This is a genomic window from Bradyrhizobium sp. Ghvi (genome assembly GCF_900115265.1).
Lineage (GTDB): Bacteria > Pseudomonadota > Alphaproteobacteria > Rhizobiales > Xanthobacteraceae > Bradyrhizobium.
On sequence record NZ_FOVU01000004.1, the window covers coordinates 652,598 to 670,522 of the forward strand.

Here is a 17,925-nt window from a genome sequence, read left to right on the forward strand (position 1 = left end):
TTGCTTTCCGCTGGTTGAGAGAAGTGGTGGATTACGCCTTCGGCTAATCCACCCTACGGCATCGTGTTTGCCTTACGTCCCGCAGAACGTTTGCAACACCCGCTGATCCGGTAGCGGCGGATCGGCATAAGCCGTGTACTCCGGCTGATCCTGATACGGCCTCGCCAGCACCTTCACCAATTCTTCGAACGGCGCGTAATCGTCGTCATTCACCGCGGCCTGGATCACGGCTTCGACGCGGTGGTTGCGTGGGATGAAGAGCGGGTTGACGGCATGCATCGCGGCTTGCCGCTCGGCCGGCGTCTGCGGCTCCAGCGCGATGCGCGCGCGCCAGCGTGCGGCCCATTCGTCGAAGGCTGCGGGCTCCATGAACTGCGCGCGCACGTCGGTGCTGTCATCAACGGTGGCGTCGCCGAGCTTGCGGAAGGTGAGAGTGAAGTCGGCCTGGTTCTTGGCCATGGCGTCGAGCAGATCCTGGATCAGCGCTTCGTCGCCGTCGCGTTCCGTGAACAGGCCGACCTTTTTGCGCAGCCCCGCCTGATAGGCGTTGCTGAACGTTTCGGAGAACGCGCCGAGAATGTCCTGCGCCTCCGCGACCGCCTTCTCCTGGTCGTCGGAGAACAGCGGCAGCAGGCATTCGGCGAGGCGCGTGAGATTCCACAAGCCGATGCGCGGCTGGTTGGCGTAGGCGTAGCGGCCCATCTCGTCGATGGACGAGAACACCTGTGAAGGGTTGTAGGCGTCCATGAAGGCGCAGGGGCCATAATCGATGGTCTCGCCTGAGATGGAGGAGTTGTCGGTGTTCATGACGCCGTGGATGAAGCCGACCAGCAGCCAGCGGGCGATGAGCTCGGCCTGCCGCGCGACGACACCGGCGAGCAGCGCGTGATATGGTCGCTCGGCGTGAAGCAGATCCGGATAGTGCCTGGTGATGACGTGATCGGCGAGCCGGCGGATCGCGTCGGTGTCGCGGCGGACGGCAAAGAACTGGAAGGTGCCGACCCTGATGTGGCTCGAGGCGACGCGCGTCAGCACCGCGCCTGGCAGCACAGTCTCGCGGATGACGGGCTCGCCGGTGACGACGGCCGCGAGCGAGCGCGTGGTCGGAATGCCGAGCGCGAACATGGCTTCGCTGACGATGTATTCGCGCAGCACCGGTCCCAGCGCGGCGCGGCCGTCGCCGCGGCGGGAGAACGGGGTGGGTCCCGAGCCCTTGAGCTGGATGTCGCGGCGGATGCCATCGATGTCGATGACCTCGCCGAGCAGAATAGCGCGGCCGTCGCCGAGCTGCGGCACGAAATTCCCGAACTGGTGGCCGGCATAGGCCATGGCGATCGGATCGGCGCCTGATGGAACCGTCTTTCCGGCCAGGATCTCGGCGCCTTCCGGGGTCTCCAGCAGATCGGGATCGAGCCCGAGCTGGACCGCCAGGGGCCGGTTCAGCTTGATCAGCCGGGGCGCGGCCACGGGCGTCGGCGCGACGCGGGCGAAGAAGCTGTCCGGCAGGGCCGAATAGGAGTTCTGGAAGGGGAAATGGACCGTCATGGCCTCAAGATAGGGCTGGAACGCCTGATGGCAAAGGCTTGGGCCCAAATGGTCCAAAAAGAGGCCTTCGAGGCCCAAAACAGGGCGTTCCTTTGGTTGCCGCCTCGGGTTGCCGCTTTGGGCCTCGTCGGGTAAACCCTGCCGCAATTCGGACCGGTCGTTTCAGACCGTCCGATTCGTATCCTCCGACATTGATTTTGGGACGACCATGCATCGCTACCGGTCACATACATGCGGCGCGCTCCGCGAGAGCAACATCGGCGAGACCATCCGCCTTTCGGGCTGGGTCCATCGCGTTCGCGACCATGGCGGTGTGCTGTTCATCGATCTGCGCGACCATTACGGCCTGACCCAGTGCGTGGTCGATCCTGACTCGCCGGCCTTCTCGCTGGCCGAAAAGCTCCGCTCCGAATTCGTGGTCAAGATGGACGGCAAGGTCCGTCGCCGCCCCGAAGGCACCGACAATGACGATCTGCCGACCGGCAAGGTCGAAGTTTACGTCAGCGAGATCGAGGTGCTGGGCCCGGCCGGCGACTTGCCGCTGCCTGTGTTCGGCGACCAGGAATATCCAGAGGACATCCGCCTGAAATACCGCTTCCTCGATTTGCGTCGTGAGAAGCTGCACCAGAACATCATGACGCGCGTCGAGATCATCAAGTCGATGCGTCGGCGCATGGAGGGGCAGGGCTTCTTCGAGTTCAACACGCCGATCCTGACGGCGTCCTCGCCGGAAGGCGCGCGCGACTTCCTGGTGCCCTCGCGTATCCATCCCGGCAAGTTCTACGCGCTGCCGCAGGCGCCGCAGCAGTACAAGCAACTCTTGATGATGTCGGGCTTCGATCGCTACTTCCAGATCGCGCCCTGCTTCCGCGACGAGGACCCGCGCGCCGATCGTCTGCCCGGCGAGTTCTATCAGCTCGATGTCGAGATGAGCTTTGTCACGCAGGAAGACGTGTTCGCGGCGATGGAGCCGGTCATCACCGGGGTGTTCGAGGAGTTCGCCAAGGGCAAGCCGGTGACGAAAGGCTGGCGGCGGATTCCGTTCGCCGAGGCGCTCCGCAAATACGGCAGCGACAAGCCTGATCTCCGCAACCCCATCGAGATGCAGGACGTCTCGGAGCACTTCCGCGGCTCCGGCTTCAAGGTGTTCGCGCGCATGCTCGAAGACCCCAAGAACCAGGTCTGGGCCATTCCCGCGCCCGGTGGCGGCAGCCGCGCATTCTGCGACCGCATGAACTCGTGGGCGCAAGGAGAGGGCCAGCCCGGCCTCGGCTACATCATGTGGCGCGAGGGCGGCGAGGGCGCCGGCCCCTTGGCGAACAACATCGGGCCCGAGCGCACTGCTGCTATCCGCGCGCAGATCGGCACCAAGGAGGGCGATGCCGCCTTCTTCGTTGCCGGCGATCCCGACAAGTTCTGGAAGTTTTCAGGTCTCGCCCGCAACAAGGTTGGCGAGGAATTGAACCTCACCGACAAGGAGCGGTTCGAACTCGCCTGGATCGTCGACTTCCCGATGTACGAGTACAACGAGGACGACAAGAAGGTCGACTTCTCGCACAACCCGTTCTCGATGCCGCAGGGCGGTCTCGAAGCGCTGAAGAGCCAGGATCCGCTGACCATTAAGGCCTTTCAGTACGACATTACCTGTAACGGCTACGAGATCGCCTCGGGCGGCATCCGCAACCACGTGCCCGAAGCGATGGTGAAGGCGTTCGAGATCGCAGGTTACGGCGAGCAGGAAGTGGTCGACCGCTTCGGCGGCATGTACCGCGCCTTCCAGTACGGCGCGCCGCCGCATGGCGGCATGGCCGCGGGCGTCGACCGCATCGTGATGCTGCTCTGCGGCACCACGAATTTGCGCGAGATCTCGCTGTTCCCGATGAACCAGCAGGCCATGGACCTGCTGATGGGCGCCCCGTCGGAAGCCACGACCAAGCAGTTGCGCGAGCTGCATGTGCGGGTGAACCTGCCGCAGAAGTGAGCTCTTGCGCCGGACGCAGCGCAGCACGCAGTGATGCGCTGCCGAGCCGGGGTCCACGTCGCCGCAGCCAAGGCTCTGCGCAGCGTCACTGCGTGCCGCGGCGCGTCCGGGACGCGAGACCGCTGCGCGATTCGCTCGGCTTGCAGCGCCGCCGACGTCCGGTGTTGATGGGGGCGCAATCGGATATTGCCACCGGGCCTTCGGCCGTGCTTCATCCGGTTTCCACGACCCGGAAATACCATCCGCTTGGATGGCCGCTCCGGATCATGCATTTTGAGGCCGGTAACGCGAGGCAAGAGACCGCATGTCGTCCTATTCTGATGATCTCCACCAGGCGGCGCTGGCCTATCACCGTCTGCCGCGCCCCGGAAAGCTCGAGATCCAGGCTAGCAAACCGCTCGCAAACCAGCGGGACCTCGCGCTTGCCTATTCTCCGGGCGTGGCGGCCGCCTGCACCGAGATTGCCAAGAACCCGGCGGAAGCAGCGACCCTGACGACCCGTGCCAACCTCGTCGCGGTGGTCTCGAACGGCACCGCGGTGCTCGGTCTCGGCAATATCGGCCCGCTGGCCTCCAAGCCTGTCATGGAAGGCAAGGCGGTCCTGTTCAAGAAGTTCGCGGGCATTGACGTGTTCGACATCGAGATCGCCGCCGACACCATCGAGCGTGTGGTCGAGACCGTGGCGGCGCTGGAGCCGACCTTCGGCGGCATCAATCTGGAAGACATCCGCGGACCGGAATGCTTCGAGATCGAGGCGCGGCTGAAGGAGCGCATGAAGATCCCGGTCTTCCATGACGACCAGCACGGTACCGCCATCATCGTTGCTGCTGCCATCACCAACGGCCTCAGGCTGAACGGCAAGAAGCTCTCCGAGGTCAAGATCGTGCAGTCAGGGGCGGGCGCGGCAGCGCTCGCGACCCTCAACCTCCTGGTCTCGATGGGCGCGCAGCGCAAGAACATCTGGGTCTGCGACATCGACGGTCTCGTACATGAGGGCCGCAACACCTCGATGGACCGCTGGAAGGCGGTCTATGCGCAGAAGACCGACAAGCGCACGCTCGGCGATGTGATCGGCGGGGCCGATATCTTCATCGGCCTGTCGGCGCCGGGCGTTCTGACGCCCGAGATGGCCAAGCAGATGGGCGAGAAGCCCTTGATCATGGCCCTTGCCAACCCGACGCCGGAAATCATGCCGGAGGAGGCGCGGAAAGCGCGGCCCGACGCCATGATCTGCACCGGGCGCTCCGATTATCCGAACCAGGTCAACAATGTCCTGTGCTTCCCCTTCATCTTCCGTGGCGCGCTCGACGTCGGCGCGACCGCCATCAACGAGGAGATGAAGCTCGCTGCCGTCGAGGCCATCGCGCAACTCGCGCGAGAGGCGCCGTCGGATGCGGTCTCGGCGGGCGGCTTCGACACCGGCGAGGCGGGTGGTTTCGGTCCGGGCTCGCTGATCCCGAGCCCATTTGATCCGCGGCTAATCCTGCGCATCGCGCCGGCCGTCGCCAAGGCCGCGATGGAGTCGGGCGTCGCAACGCGCCCCATCACCAATTTCGAAGAGTACGAGACGCAGCTCACGCGCTTTGCCTTCCGGTCCGGCCTCGTCATGAAGCCGATGTTCGCCAAGGCCAAGACCCAGCCGGTGCGGGTGATCTATGCCGAAGGCGAGGACGAGCGCGTGCTGCGCGCCACGCAGGTCGTGCTGGAGGAGAAGCTGGCGCAACCGATCCTGGTCGGCCGTCCGTCCGTCGTGGAAGCGCGCATCAAGCGCTTCGGCCTGTCGATCAAGGCGGGCAAGGATTTCGACCTCGTCAATCCCGAGGACGATCCGCGCTACCGTTCCTATGTGCAGTCCTATGTCGAGATCGCAGGCCGCCGCGGCGTGACGCCCGATACGGCGCGCACCGTGGTGCGTACCAACAACACGGTGATTGCGGCGCTCGCCGTGGTGCGCGGGGAGGCGGATGCGATGCTCTGCGGCGTCGAAGGGCGCTACATGAGCCATTTGCGTCATGTCCGCGACATCGTCGGCTTCACGCCGGGGATCTCCGACTATGCGGCGCTTGCACTGATGATCACCAGCAAGGGCGCCTACTTCCTTGCCGATACCCAGGTGCGGCCCAATCCGAGCGCGGAGGAGCTTGCCGAGATCGCGGCGCTGGCCGCGCTCCACGTCCAGCGCTTCACGCTGAAGCCGAAGATCGCCTTCGTGTCGCATTCGGATTTCGGCAGCTACGATACGGACTCCTCGCGCAAGATGCGCCGCGCAACCCAGCTCCTGAAGGACAAGCATCCGGAGATCGAAGCCGACGGCGAGATGCAGGGCGACACCGCGCTATCGGCTGCGGCCCGCAAGCTCGTGCTGCCGCACTCCAAGCTCGAAGGCGAGGCCAACATCCTGATCATGCCGAACCTCGACACCGCCAACGTTGCCTATCAGATGATCAAGGCCTTGGCGGACGCACTTCCCGTCGGTCCGATCCTGATCGGCCCGGCGCGCCCGGCCCACATCCTGACGCCTGGCGTCACCGCACGCGGCATCCTGAACATGACGGCGGTCGCCGTGGTCGAAGCGCAGGAGCGCGCAGCGCGGCAGCAGCCGACGTTGTTTACGTAAAAGGGCTCTGAGAATTCGTCATGCCCGGGCTTGTCCCGGCCATGACAAGGAGAGTGTGATGACAACCGCGGCACCCTTGGTTCGATTCCGCTAGGGAGCGCCAACCTGCTGCAAGCCACCGCTTTTTGAATAACTCGCAGCTTTCCATTTCCCCGTTTGAAAACCGCAATCGGACTCTTCATAATCCGCCGGCGTCCCGCGTTTTAGCGCTTGCCAAGAGGTCGACCATGCCAGCGTTCGTGACTTTCGGGCGAATCCTGTTCGCTGTGCTGTTCATCTACACGGGCGCGACCAAGTTCTTCCCGCTCCAGGCGACCGCCGATCTCATCGCCGGCAAGATCGTGGTGCCCGATATGATCGCACCCTATGCGAAGCAGGTGGAGACCGCGACCGCGATGACCACACCGCAATTGTTGGCGATCGCGCTCGGTGGGCTCGAGATCCTTGCGGGACTGATGATCGCGCTCAATCTCGGCGCGCGCTTCTTCGCCATGCTGATGGTCATCACCATCGCGGTGTCGACGGTCCTGTTCTCCGATTTCTGGAATCAGACGGCGCCCGAGAACGCCGCCACGGTGATCGATGCGCTGAAGAATCTCTCCATCATCGGCGCGCTGTTCATGATCATGGGCTATGGCCGCGTCACCCGTCCGGCCGAGGCGGCCTACGGGGACGTGTAAGCGCTAATCCCGCCGCCACGGCGTAACAGTCACATCATTCGCGGCGTCGAGCAGGTAAGGCGTGCCCGGATTCATCCCATGTGATCTCAGCACGTCGTGGGGCGTCCGCTTGGGCACGTCGACGAAACAGCCTTCGCCGCCGGGCAGCGTGACATGCGGGGCTTCCGACAGCCAGAACGTGTCGTAGCGGTCCATGAACATGTCGAACACGACGGGGCCGCCGATGATCGCGACGCGGCCGGAGACGACATCGGCAAAGGCGCAGGCCTCCTCGAAGCTCGCATGCTCAGGATTCCACAGCGTCGCGTTCGGCATTTCGGGATCGACCGTGAGGGCCTTGATCTTGCGGGTCAGGATCAGCCGCTTGCGCTTGGGTGAGTTCGGCTGCTGCTCGTGCGAGTGGCGGCCGTGCACGATCAGCGCGGCGCCATCGAGGGCCTGCTCGAAGAAAAGCTTGTCGCCTTCGAACTTCAGACTGTCGGGCATGACATGGCTGGCGTCGGCAAGCATGCCGTCGGCCGAGACGATGACGTAACCTTCGAACCTGAAAGACAAGTGACGTCTATTCGGAAACGGTCGTCACCACGGAATTGACCGGGCGCGTGCTGACCGTCGGCAGCTTGACGTCCTTCATCAGCTCCTGGTCGTATTCGGGAAGCGAGGCGACCGGCGCCTTGGCGCGCATCGCCACGATCTTGTAGCCGCCGGCCTTGAGACGGTTCAGAAGCTCGGGCAGGGCTTCTGCCGTGTGCTTCTGGAAGTCGTGCATCAAGATGATGCCTTTGCCCTTGCTGTCGAGCTTCTTCATCACGGTCTCGATCACCTTCTCGGGCTTCGAGGCCTTGAAGTCGAAGGAGTCGATGTCGCAGGAGAAGATCGCGACGTTGCGGTTGCCGAGATAGGTGACCATCTCCGGCGGATGTTGCAGCGCCGGGAAGCGGAAGAACGCCGCCGGCGAGATGCCGCCGAGCGCCCATTTCACGGCGCTGATACCCTTCTCGATCTCTTCCTTGCGCTGTGCTTCGCTCAGCCTCTTGTCGTTGAGGTTGGCGTGCGACCAGGTGTGGGTGCCGATGGTGTGACCGGCCGCGTAGACCTGCTTCAGGATTTCCGGCTCGTAGGTGGCGTGCTTGCCGATCGAGAAGAAGATGCCGGTGGTGCACTGGTCGGCGAGCGCCTTCAGCACGGCAGGCGTGTTGCGCGGCCACGGACCGTCGTCGAAGGTCAGGACGACCTCCTTGTCGCGCAGGAAGTCGAGCTCCTTGAAATGCTCGAAGCCGAAGCCGGGACCGCCTGTGGTGTCGATCTCGACCGTGCGGGCAACGCCCAGCGCGTTCGGATTGGTGCAGGCGGCGCGCGCCGGCTGCGGCGCTTGTTGCGGCGGTGGCGGGAAGGCAGCGGATGGTGCCGCGGCGGGCGCTGCGGTTGCCGGAGCCGCAGCTGCGGCCGCCGTTGCCGCCGGTGCGGCTGGCGTCGCGGCCACCGGTTTCGCGGCTGAGGTCTGCGACCATGCCGCGCCTGTCAGCGCAACAGACATCGCGCTTGCCAAAATCAGTCCTACCGCCACACGCATGGTGCTGTCCTCGAGATTGATCCCGTTGTTCCGCCGCGGCTTTTCGCCTTCGGCCAAACCCATCCTGCCCCAGATCATCCTAGCCTAGATGGTGGCCCATCGCTATTGCAACGGCTGTTTGTCGGTTCGCCACAATTGTGCCCAAGCCTATTTGATGAGACCGTGCGGCGCGGCGATGTAGCCTATCGCGATCAATCAATTGTTTGCGGAAGTTCCGGTGCGGAACCCCGTCCGGTCGCGCCTCGCCGGTCCATTCGTAAAGCAGATATGCCTTTGCTCCGACCACACCACGGCATTGGCGGCAACAGGGGAGGTAATCTCGTATTGGTAACCGGCAGTCTTCGAGATCTCTATGCGACCGGCCTGCTCAACACCGCGTTATCTGCGGGGTGATCGGTTTAATACAGGCGGACGATGAAGTCGGTGCCTTCACCGGTCTCACCTTGGTTGATTCCCTGGTCGGAGACGATGACCGAGCTGCCCGAGGTGAGCATCTCGTTGATCTTCGCCATGGCATCGGCAGGGATCGTGATGCGGTCCAGTGCCTCGGCGGGGCTGTCCGGCGTGATCACCGGCTTTGCGGCAACGGGGATCACGGCGGCGCCGCGCTGGCGGCGCACAGCGCGGCCATCCTCGTCGCGCGCGGCGGCGCGAACAGCGACGGGCAGCGACACCACCGACCAGTGCAGCGAATTGGAATCGGCTTTGTCGGCCTCGGCGGTGAAGACGTGGGTACCGAGTGGTCGATCGCTTGCCGCGATCGTCACGGGCACATCGAACAGCGGCGCAAAGTTCTGCCGTACGTAGAGCTTGGAATCCTTGCGGCTGATGAACACTGCGATCTGGCCGGTTCGCTTCGGCAGGTCCGGCCTTACGGACGGTGCGGGCTCGGCGAGGCGGGGCTGCTCTTCCTTGTCCGGCGAAGCAGCTTGCGCGGGCGCGATTGCGGTCACAGCCGCGTCGGACTTTGTCTCGGTCGCTGTGTCAGCCTTGACCGGTTCGGATTTGGCAGGCTCTGAGGCGACGTCCGCCTTCGGCGCGTCGGCTTTCGGAGCGTCGGTCGACTTCCCTTCCGTGCTCGCCGTGTCAGCGGCCTTGCCGGCATCGTCCGTCTTCGCGGCTTCCTCGCGGACCGGCGCATTGCCGGTGGTCACGTCCGACATCACGGTATGGCCGACGGTGGAGCGCAGCTCGAGCACGCCGTCAGCGCTGGCAGTCTTCGTCTCAAACGATTCGGTCTCGACCGGCTTGGCGTCCGCGACCCTGGTCTCCGGCCCACCCTTGTCCGTCTTGTCGCCGATGCTCGTCGTCGGCTCGAGGCTGGCGGCCGGCTGCGGCGGGACGCGGAGCGAGGCGAGCATCGGATGCGAGAAGCTTTGCGGTGTCATCTGGCCGGGCACGACGATCACACGCGCGCCCATCTTGGTCCAGTTCCACATCTTCACCGCGAACGCCATCGGCATGCGGATGCAGCCGTGCGAGGCCGGATAGCCTGGCAGCACGCCGGCGTGCATGGCGACGCCGGACCAGGTGATCCGCTGCATATACGGCATCGGCGCGCCGCTATAGATGTTGGAGTGGTGGAATTTGTGCTTCTGGATGACGCTGAACACGCCCATCGGCGTCGAGTGGCCCTTCATGCCGGTCGACACCGGCGATTCCGCGAACACGCCGTTGGAGTCGTAGATCGTTACCTTCTGGCGGTCGATCGAGACGACGATTACGAGCGGGCCTTGCGGCTTCGCGCCGCTCTCCTTCTCGACGACACCCTCTTTCTTGTTCCTGGCGGATGCCGAGCCGCGCTTCTGGGGCTTTTGCCGCAGCTGCTCGGGATACCGCTCTTGCGGGTAATAGTAGGACGTGCCCGAATAATCCGGCGTGTAAAAGAAGGCAGCATCCGCCTGGCTGGTCGAGCCGATCGCACCTGCCGCCGTCAAAATGGCGACCTGCCACAGCCGTGCCGGCGCGGCAGCAAAACGGGGCCCGTTCACGCTATTCATTCCTCGAATCCGCAATCCAAATCAGACGTTAGTGTCGCAGAGGGGATACGCGTTCACCACCACGGCGGTTCTGCCATCAGCTACTTTTGTCCAAGACGTAGCAAAAAAGCCTCACGGAGCGGTAAACGGCGGCCGCAGCCGGCTTGCGTGACCTTCCTGATCGGCCAGCTCATGCCTACATTGCCCGGACTTGTTACCGGAGAACTTCATGTCATCTCGTTTCCCTGGTCTTTCCAGCATCTGCTTGAAAGACTTCGTTTTATTCCTGTTGTTACTGGTTGTGCCTGCGACGTCCGCCGCTGCCGCCGACGAACCGGATCTGATCTTCCGTCGCTCCACCGTGTTCAAATGGATGAGCCCAAACGACAAGCTCGCGACCTATGGCCTCGACGATCCCGAAGTCGAGGGCGTGGCCTGTCATTTCACGGTTCCGGAGAAGGGCGGTTTCAAGGGCTGGCTGGGTCTTGCCGAGGAGGTCTCGGACATCTCGCTCGCCTGCCGCCAGATCGGCCCGATCAAGTTCAAGGATAAGATGGAGCAGGGCGACGACATGTTCCGCAAGCGCCGTTCGATCTTCTTCAAGAAGATGCAGATCGTGCGCGGCTGCGACGCCAAACGTAATGTGCTGGTCTACATGGTCTATTCGGACAAGTTGATCGAGGGATCGCCGAAGAACTCAACTTCGACGGTGCCGATCATGCCCTGGGGACCGGCTGACGCCAACGTTCAGAAGTGCGGCGACTTCTTTACTCAGTGATGCGCTTGCGTGAACGCTAGTTTCCAGGCGGGTTCAAATCATCGGGCGTCCCGTCTGAAATGATTGATGTTTTCCGCGAATTATTTCGTCGCGCCTCGGGTGACGAAACAATTCTCACCGGGAACGAAACCATTTTCGGCTTGGAGTGCATCACGCAAGAAACCGCGGATGGTTATCAGGATCACAACGACGCCGCCGTACCGCCGGCCACGCAATTCGGAGAGAGATCCATGCGCGCGCTCAGCTTGATCCTTGCTTTTGGTTTCGTGCTCGCAGGTTCCTCGTTCGCGGGCGCGCCGGACGGGGATCTGCCCGGCATTGGGACCTTCCAGTACAGCGGCTCGCCGGTCACGACTGCCGCGCCGCAGCCCATCGTCCTCGCGGCGCACTTCTGATCACCAACAAGAAAATCAGCCGGCAAGGCCATCATGTATCTTCGTTTCTGCGCGGCAGTGTTCCTGTCCGTTCTGACGATCAACTCCGTTCAGGCGCAGGTCCGCTCGCCGAGTCGACTGCCGGATCCCCGTACCGAATTCGTGCGACAATGTGCACCGCGCATGCTCGGGCGCTGGGAGCATCCGGAAGAGGTCTGCGGCTGTCTGCATGATCATGCCGCGGCCGTCGTCGAGGATCGCGATCTGCGCGAGGCTCTGCTGCGCGGTATCAGCGAGACCGGTGTGCCGACGATCGAGACCGATTGGGTGCCGGCGGCCAAACAAAGCGAAATCGGCGCGACCTTCACCAAGATCGCCAAGCCGACCTTGCAGTGTATGTTCGATCCGGCGAAGTCTTAAGGGTCTATTGTCTGAGCATGATCTCGTCGGAAACCCGCTTCACGCTTTGCGCTAACGCGGCCCTTCGGGTCCGGATCATGCTCGTCACCTCGACTTCGGGCCGAACCGCGCCACGCAGGTGGCCGTTCGCACGACGCCCTGGTCGGTCATCTTCGAACCGCGCACTTCCTTGATTTGTCCGGCCGGGCAGGTTCCGTCATCCACTTGCACGCGCTGGCCGAGCTTGAGGTCGACGATATCCTGTTCGCGTCCGACTGTGGTGGCTGATGCTGTCGAGGCAAGAGCGGTGAGCATCAGCAGCAAGAGGAAGGTGGCACGGCCGAGTGTCGTGACAGAAAACATGGCAAGAGGTCCTGGAATCGATGCCGCGACGTTAAAGAGCCGTCGATGATTCTGATAGTCAACCTTCGTCACGCTCGCCGGACCGATTTGCCCTTGCTGCGCAAGGCGGCGCGCGCTTCCTGCGCCAGCCTTTCCGCGGCGGCGACCAGTTGCGGAACCGGGTGACCTGAAAATCCCAGCACGAAACCGGGCAGCGGCCGCGTCCGCGCATAGGTGTCGGCGAGCAGCCAGCCTTCCGTGCCTGCGGCCTGCTTCGCCTCAGCCGCAACGGCTGGAGCAACCAACGGATCGAACTGTGCCACGAGATGCAGGCCCTGTGACGGCATCGGAACCGACAGCGCGCCATCCGAAGCTGCTTCAAGCGTCTCCGCCAGCGCATCGCGCGCCTCACGATAGAGTTTTCGGACACGCTTCAAATTCGCCGCGAACGCGCCGGAATTGAGCATGTCGGCGACCGCGCCTTCCATCAACGTGCCGGGAAAGCGATCCAGCGCGGCGCGCGCGGCCGTGACGCCACCGATCAGGCGCTCGGGCAGGGCGCAATAGCCGATGCGCAGGCCTGGAAACAGCGTCTTGGCAAACGTGCCCATGTAGATCACGCGCTGGAGGCGATCGATCCCGGCCAGCGACATCAAGGGCGCGCCGTCATAGCGGAATTCGCTGTCGTAATCGTCCTCGAATACGAAGGCGTCCGCCTGCTTGGCCCAGTCCAGCAGCTCGAGCCGGCGCGGCATCGACATCTGCACCCCCAGCGGAAACTGATGCGAGGGCGTCACATAGGCCGCGCGCGCAGCCGGAGCGACCGTGCGGCCCCGGTCGACTTGCAGGCCGTGCGCGTCGAGGGGAACGGGCACGGCGCGATAGCCGCATTGCGCGATGGTCCTGCGTGCGATGGGATAGCCGGGGTCCTCGCACCAGACCTGATCGCCGGTCTTCAGGATCGCGCCGAGCGCGATGCGCAGCGTGTGCAGCGTGCCCGACGTCAGCATGATCTGGTCGGGGTCGCAGCGCAGCCCTCGTGCCGATAGCAGATGATCGGCAATGGCGACACGCAACTCGCGGCTGCCGCGCGGATCGCCATAATGCAGATGCTCGGCGCCGAACGACCGCATCCGCCGACCGATGAAGGCACGAAAACGCTGAACCGCGCGCTCGTCGATATGGGTGCAGCCAAGCGAGAGCGCGCCTTGCCTGGGGGTCTCGACAGTCGCTTTCGGCTTCTTCGGTGCGGCGGCGCGTGCGGGTATGCGCGCGGCAACGAAGGTGCCGGAGCCGACGGTGGCTTCTGCAAACCCGTCGGCGATCAGACGTTCATAGGCCGCGACGACGGCGTTGCGCCGGAAGCCGGTCTGCTTGGCCAGGATGCGCGACGGCGGCAGCGGCTCGCCTGACTTGACCAGGCCAGAGACGATTATCTCGCACAGCGCTTGGTACAGCCGGTGCGCCGAGGAGGCGCCCGGGGTGATATGCGGGCCGGTGAAATCCAGCGGCAATTCAGCTTTGCCCGTCGAGGTGGAATTGGTCGGAAATTTTTGCATGGAATTGGCACTATCGCAGACCAAATGGGCCGCTACAACTGCTCCGGAATTCTTCCAGTCCCGACAGGAGCGGCCGTGAGCCAGACCGAAAGCCAAAGCGTCTATCCGAGATCAGCGCGCAATCAGGTGAAGCGCCGGCACGACCGCGGCTTCTACGATCACGCCACCGTTCATCGCATCCTGGACTCCTCGATGCTGTGTCACGTCTCCTATGTCATCGACGGACAGCCCTATTGCACGCCGACGTTCTTCTGGCGCGAGGGGACCAGGCTCTATTGGCACGGCTCCAGCGCGAGCCGCATGCTGCGTAACCAGACCAAAGGTGAGCGCGTCTGCCTGACGGTTGCCCATCTCGACAGCCTCGTGCTGGCGCGCTGCGGCTTCAATCACTCGGCTGACTATCGCGCGGTGATGGCGTTCGGCACGGCCTACCTCGTCACCGACCCCGCGGAGAAAGAACGCGCGGTGATCGCGATGGTCGATCGCTTCTTTCCGGGGCGCACTGCCATCCTGCGGGCGAGCAACGTCCAGGAGATCAAGGCGACCTCCTTCATCGCGATGGAGTTCGAGGAGGCCTCTGCAAAAATCCGCGCCAAGGGTGTCGCCGACGACGATGAGGACTACGAGTTGCCAATCTACGCCGAGCGCATTCCGGTGCGAACCGTCCTCGGCGCGCCGGAGCCGTGCCCGCGGCTGCTCGACGGCGTGAGCCGGCCCGCGACGCTGAATGGATATTCGGAAGGTCGACTGCTCGAAGATGCATTGCGGGATGCTTATTTTGAGGAGTACCCGAACGGCTGAAATCGGCTAGCTTGCGCGCACCCTTTGACCATTTGGATGCCCGGAGTTGCCTGATGAATGCCGAAACGCAGCAGAGGATTCTTGACGCCGTCGATGCCGGCTTCGAAGCCCAGCTTGCGACCACGCGCGATTTCGTCGCGATCCCCTCGACTCGCGGCGCGGAGGGACCGTGCCAGGATATGATCGGCGACCTCCTCCGCGCGCGCGGCTACGAGGTCGACGACTGGCACATCAATGTCGACGACTTGAAGGATCTGCGCGGCTTCGGGCCGATCGAGCATGATTTCTCCAAGGCCCGTTCGGTTGTCGGCACCTATCGTCCGGCGAGCGAAGCCGGCAAATCGCTGATCCTCCAGGGCCACTGCGACGTGGTGCCGGCGGGTCCCTTGGAATTGTGGGACACGCCGCCATTCTCGCCCGTCATCAAGGACGGCAAGATGTTCGGCCGCGGCGCCTGCGACATGAAGTCGGGCACCATTGGCGCGCTCTATGCACTTGATGCGATCAAGGCCGCTGGGCTCAAGCCGACGGCGCGGATTCACTTCCAGTCGGTGATCGAGGAGGAGAGCACCGGGGTTGGCGCGCTCTCGACACTGCAGCGCGGCTATCGTGCCGACGCCTGCTTCATCCCCGAGCCGACCTCCGGCAAGATGGTGCGCTCGCAGGTCGGCGTGATCTGGTTTCGGCTGCGCGTGAAGGGCCATCCGACCCACGTCGCGTTTGCCGGCTCAGGCTCCAATGCGATCATGGCAGCATATCATCTGATCCATGCCCTGCAGAAGCTCGAGACCGAGTGGAACGAGCGTGCCAAGGCGGATCGTCACTTCAAGACGCTCAACCACCCGATCAACTTCAACCCTGGGATCATCAAGGGCGGCGACTGGGCCTCCAGCGTGCCTGCCTGGTGCGATGTCGACTGCCGTATCGCCATCCTGCCGGGCTGGTCGGTCGCCGACCACCAGAAGGAGATTTTGGCCTGCGTTGCAGCGGCCTCGCGCGACCACCGCTTCCTCGCCAACAACCCGCCCGAGGTCGAGTGGTCGGGCTTCCTGTCGGAAGGTTATGAACTGACCGACGCCGCCGCGCCGGAAGCCGCATTCGGCAAGGCGTTCAACAAGGTCTATGGCGGCGCGGTCGAGGACCTGGTCTTCACCGCGCTCACCGACACCCGCTTCTATGGCCTCAACCACGGCATTCCGAGCCTGTGCTTCGGCGCCAGCGGCGGCGAGATGCACGGCTTCAACGAGTTTGTCGATCTGGAGTCGCTCAAGAAGACGACCAAGGCAATGGCGCTGTTCATCGCGGAATGGTGCGGGGTGGAGAAGGCGTAGTTTCGTTGTCCCGGACGCGGTGCAGCGCGCGGACGACGCGAAGCGTTGGTCCGAGTGGTGCTCCGCAGGGCCGGGACCCATGTCGTCCCAGGCACTGGACCCCGGTTCAGCAGCGCATCGTTGCACGCTGCGATGCGCCCGGGGAACGCACCGAGCACTCGGCGCTTGCGTCATGCATAAGCGCCCCCAATTCCTTTAAGCTTAAAATAAAGACTAGGATGCCGCCGGCTCTGGTGGCAGACTGGCGCTGGACTGCCGAGTCCACCCAGGGAGACACCATGCGCGATTGGGATGATGCTTACGCCAATTCGGCCCATATCCCGGGCTCGGACAAGATGCCGGCGCAATGGGCGGAGCGGGCGGCGGCTTACCGTGCCGCTCTGAAAGGCTTTCGCGCAGACATCGCCTACGGCTCCGGTGAGCGTCAGCGCTTCGACCTCGTCCCGCCTGATGGTGATAGCAAGGGTCTCGTCGTGTTCGTGCACGGCGGCTACTGGATGCGCTTCGACAAATCGACCTGGACAGATCTCGCCGAAGGCGCGCGACATCATGGCTGGACGGTGTGCTTGCCGAGTTACACGCTGACACCGGCCGCGCGTATCTCCGACATCACTGCGGAGATGTCTGCCGCGATCACGAAAGCGGCCTCACTCGTTACGGGACCGATCCGGCTCGCCGGGCATTCCGCCGGCGGCCATCTCGTCACGCGCATGCTGTGCGACGACAGCGGGCTCGAACCTTCCGTCTTCAACCGCATTGCAGGTACGCTTTCTATCAGCGGCTTGCACGATCTGCGGCCGCTGCTCAAGACCAAGATGAACGAGACGCTGCGGATGACCTTGGAGGAGGCGAGCCTCGAAAGCGCGGCGCTGCATCTGCCGCGCGGGCATTCGCCTGTCACCGCCTGGGTTGGAGGTGGCGAGCGGCCCGAATTCATCCGTCAGTCCGACCTGATGGCCAATATCTGGACTGGTTTCGACGTGCCGACCCGCCTCGTCGTCGAGCCCGGGCTCAACCATTTCACCGTGATCGACGGGCTGAAGGACCCGTCGTCGCAGATCACCGCGCGCCTGATCGGTCTCGACTAGCGAGGGCAGGGATGATCGATCGAGAGGTCTGTTATGACATCCAGCGATTATGATCCCTCAAGCGAAGGCGCCGAGACCGATTTCGCACGGCGCATGTCCTATGGTGATTATCTGGCGCTCGACGCCATTCTCGGCGCGCAGCATCCGCTGTCGGAGGCGCACGACGAGATGCTGTTCATCATCCAGCATCAGACCACCGAACTTTGGATGCGCCTTGCCATCCACGAGCTCAGCGCCGCGCGACGCGCCATCGCCAAAGACGAGGTGCAGCCCGCGATGAAAATGCTGGCGCGCATGTCGCGTATCTTCGAGCAGCTCAACAATGCCTGGGACGTGCTGCGCACGATGACGCCAAGCGAATATACGCGCTTCCGCTCCCAGCTCGGCCAGTCCTCCGGCTTTCAGTCGCGTCAGTACCGGCTGATCGAATATCTGCTTGGCAACCGCAATCACGCCATGCTGAAGCCGCACGCGCACGACGTCGAAACGACAAAGCTGCTCGAAGCCGAGCTCGCGACCCCGAGCCTCTATGACGAGGTGCTGCGGCTCGCCGATCGACACGGGCTGACGATGCCGGCCGCGGTGCTGGCGCGCGACGTCCGCGAGACACACAGCTTCAGCGAAGGCGTGCTGCAGGCCTGGCGAATCGTCTATGAGGCGCCGGAGACGCACTGGATGTTGTACGAGCTCGCCGAGAAGCTGGTCGATTTCGAGGATTATTTCCGGCGCTGGCGCTTCAACCACGTGACCACGGTTGAACGCGTCATCGGCTTCAAGCGCGGCACCGGCGGTACCGGCGGCGTCAGCTATCTCAAGCGCATGCTCGAGGTCGAGTTGTTCCCCGAGCTCTGGCGCGTCCGTACCATTCTGTAGAATTG

The 17,925-nt window shown here is 63.8% G+C and carries 16 protein-coding genes; 10 read left to right on the forward strand and 6 right to left on the reverse strand.

Annotated elements, in window-relative coordinates; genetic code table 11:
* Nucleotides 1-72: 72 nt before the first annotated feature.
* Complete coding sequence (locus tag BM374_RS18660; protein ID WP_092294651.1) at nucleotides 73-1,545, reverse strand: protein adenylyltransferase SelO; 1,473 nt, start codon at nucleotides 1,543-1,545, stop codon at nucleotides 73-75.
* Between the two features lie 208 nt (nucleotides 1,546-1,753).
* On the opposite strand from BM374_RS18660, the gene aspS reads away from it, so the two are divergent.
* The 3 genes from aspS to BM374_RS18675 all read left to right on the forward strand — a co-directional run bounded on the left by aspS (nucleotide 1,754) and on the right by BM374_RS18675 (nucleotide 6,823).
* Nucleotides 1,754-3,526, forward strand: a complete 1,773-nt coding sequence (aspS, locus tag BM374_RS18665) for an aspartate--tRNA ligase (protein WP_092294653.1) — start codon at nucleotides 1,754-1,756, stop codon at nucleotides 3,524-3,526.
* A 304-nt stretch (nucleotides 3,527-3,830) separates the two neighbouring features.
* Nucleotides 3,831-6,143, forward strand: coding sequence for an NADP-dependent malic enzyme (locus BM374_RS18670; protein ID WP_092294655.1), 2,313 nt, complete (start codon nucleotides 3,831-3,833; stop codon nucleotides 6,141-6,143).
* Nucleotides 6,144-6,370: 227 nt separating this feature from the next.
* The gene (locus BM374_RS18675) at nucleotides 6,371-6,823 is read left to right on the forward strand and encodes a DoxX family protein (protein WP_092294657.1); all 453 of its coding nucleotides are present in this window, start codon (nucleotides 6,371-6,373) and stop codon (nucleotides 6,821-6,823) included.
* Between the two features lie 3 nt (nucleotides 6,824-6,826).
* Here BM374_RS18675 and BM374_RS18680 read toward each other — a convergent pair whose 3' ends face one another.
* The 3 genes from BM374_RS18680 to BM374_RS18690 form a co-directional block, all read right to left on the reverse strand.
* Entirely contained in the window at nucleotides 6,827-7,378 is a 552-nt protein-coding gene (locus BM374_RS18680; protein WP_177248392.1) for a dihydrofolate reductase family protein, read from the reverse strand.
* A gap of 7 nt (nucleotides 7,379-7,385) precedes the next feature.
* Entirely contained in the window at nucleotides 7,386-8,396 is a 1,011-nt protein-coding gene (locus BM374_RS18685; protein ID WP_092295032.1) for a polysaccharide deacetylase family protein, read from the reverse strand.
* Between the two features lie 398 nt (nucleotides 8,397-8,794).
* Entirely contained in the window at nucleotides 8,795-10,396 is a 1,602-nt protein-coding gene (locus BM374_RS18690; RefSeq protein WP_092294659.1) for a L,D-transpeptidase family protein, read from the reverse strand.
* Between the two features lie 208 nt (nucleotides 10,397-10,604).
* Here BM374_RS18690 and BM374_RS18695 point away from each other — a divergent pair, with 208 nt between their 5' ends.
* From BM374_RS18695 to BM374_RS18705, 3 genes are read left to right on the forward strand one after another with little or no spacing between them, the layout of a single operon-like run.
* Entirely contained in the window at nucleotides 10,605-11,153 is a 549-nt protein-coding gene (locus tag BM374_RS18695; RefSeq protein WP_092294661.1) for a CreA family protein, read from the forward strand.
* A 59-nt stretch (nucleotides 11,154-11,212) separates the two neighbouring features.
* Nucleotides 11,213-11,548: a hypothetical protein gene (locus BM374_RS18700; protein ID WP_092294663.1), complete on the forward strand. Its 336-nt coding sequence runs from the start codon at nucleotides 11,213-11,215 to the stop codon at nucleotides 11,546-11,548.
* 33 nt (nucleotides 11,549-11,581) lie between these two features.
* Nucleotides 11,582-11,947 carry a hypothetical protein gene (locus tag BM374_RS18705; RefSeq protein WP_092294665.1) on the forward strand — a complete coding sequence of 122 codons (366 nt, stop codon included), beginning with the start codon at nucleotides 11,582-11,584 and terminating at the stop codon, nucleotides 11,945-11,947.
* A gap of 84 nt (nucleotides 11,948-12,031) precedes the next feature.
* Here the strand turns inward: BM374_RS18705 and BM374_RS18710 are convergent, their stop codons facing one another.
* Together BM374_RS18710 and pdxR are read right to left on the reverse strand one after the other, a co-directional pair.
* Nucleotides 12,032-12,289, reverse strand: a complete 258-nt coding sequence (locus BM374_RS18710) for a DUF6719 family protein (RefSeq protein WP_092294667.1) — start codon at nucleotides 12,287-12,289, stop codon at nucleotides 12,032-12,034.
* A 68-nt stretch (nucleotides 12,290-12,357) separates the two neighbouring features.
* Nucleotides 12,358-13,827: a MocR-like pyridoxine biosynthesis transcription factor PdxR gene (gene pdxR / locus BM374_RS18715; protein WP_092294669.1), complete on the reverse strand. Its 1,470-nt coding sequence runs from the start codon at nucleotides 13,825-13,827 to the stop codon at nucleotides 12,358-12,360.
* A gap of 75 nt (nucleotides 13,828-13,902) precedes the next feature.
* Between pdxR and BM374_RS18720 the strand changes: the two genes are divergently transcribed.
* The 4 genes from BM374_RS18720 to kynA all read left to right on the forward strand — a co-directional run bounded on the left by BM374_RS18720 (nucleotide 13,903) and on the right by kynA (nucleotide 17,920).
* A complete protein-coding gene (locus BM374_RS18720; RefSeq protein WP_092295033.1) occupies nucleotides 13,903-14,628 on the forward strand; it encodes a pyridoxamine 5'-phosphate oxidase family protein in 726 nt (241 codons plus the stop codon).
* A gap of 53 nt (nucleotides 14,629-14,681) precedes the next feature.
* Nucleotides 14,682-15,959: an ArgE/DapE family deacylase gene (locus BM374_RS18725; RefSeq protein ID WP_092294671.1), complete on the forward strand. Its 1,278-nt coding sequence runs from the start codon at nucleotides 14,682-14,684 to the stop codon at nucleotides 15,957-15,959.
* A gap of 278 nt (nucleotides 15,960-16,237) precedes the next feature.
* Nucleotides 16,238-17,047 (forward strand): hormone-sensitive lipase, encoded by an 810-nt coding sequence (locus BM374_RS18730; protein WP_092295034.1) that lies wholly within the window; start codon nucleotides 16,238-16,240, stop codon nucleotides 17,045-17,047.
* A gap of 33 nt (nucleotides 17,048-17,080) precedes the next feature.
* The gene (kynA, locus tag BM374_RS18735; protein ID WP_092294673.1) at nucleotides 17,081-17,920 is read left to right on the forward strand and encodes a tryptophan 2,3-dioxygenase; all 840 of its coding nucleotides are present in this window, start codon (nucleotides 17,081-17,083) and stop codon (nucleotides 17,918-17,920) included.
* Nucleotides 17,921-17,925 lie beyond the last annotated feature (5 nt).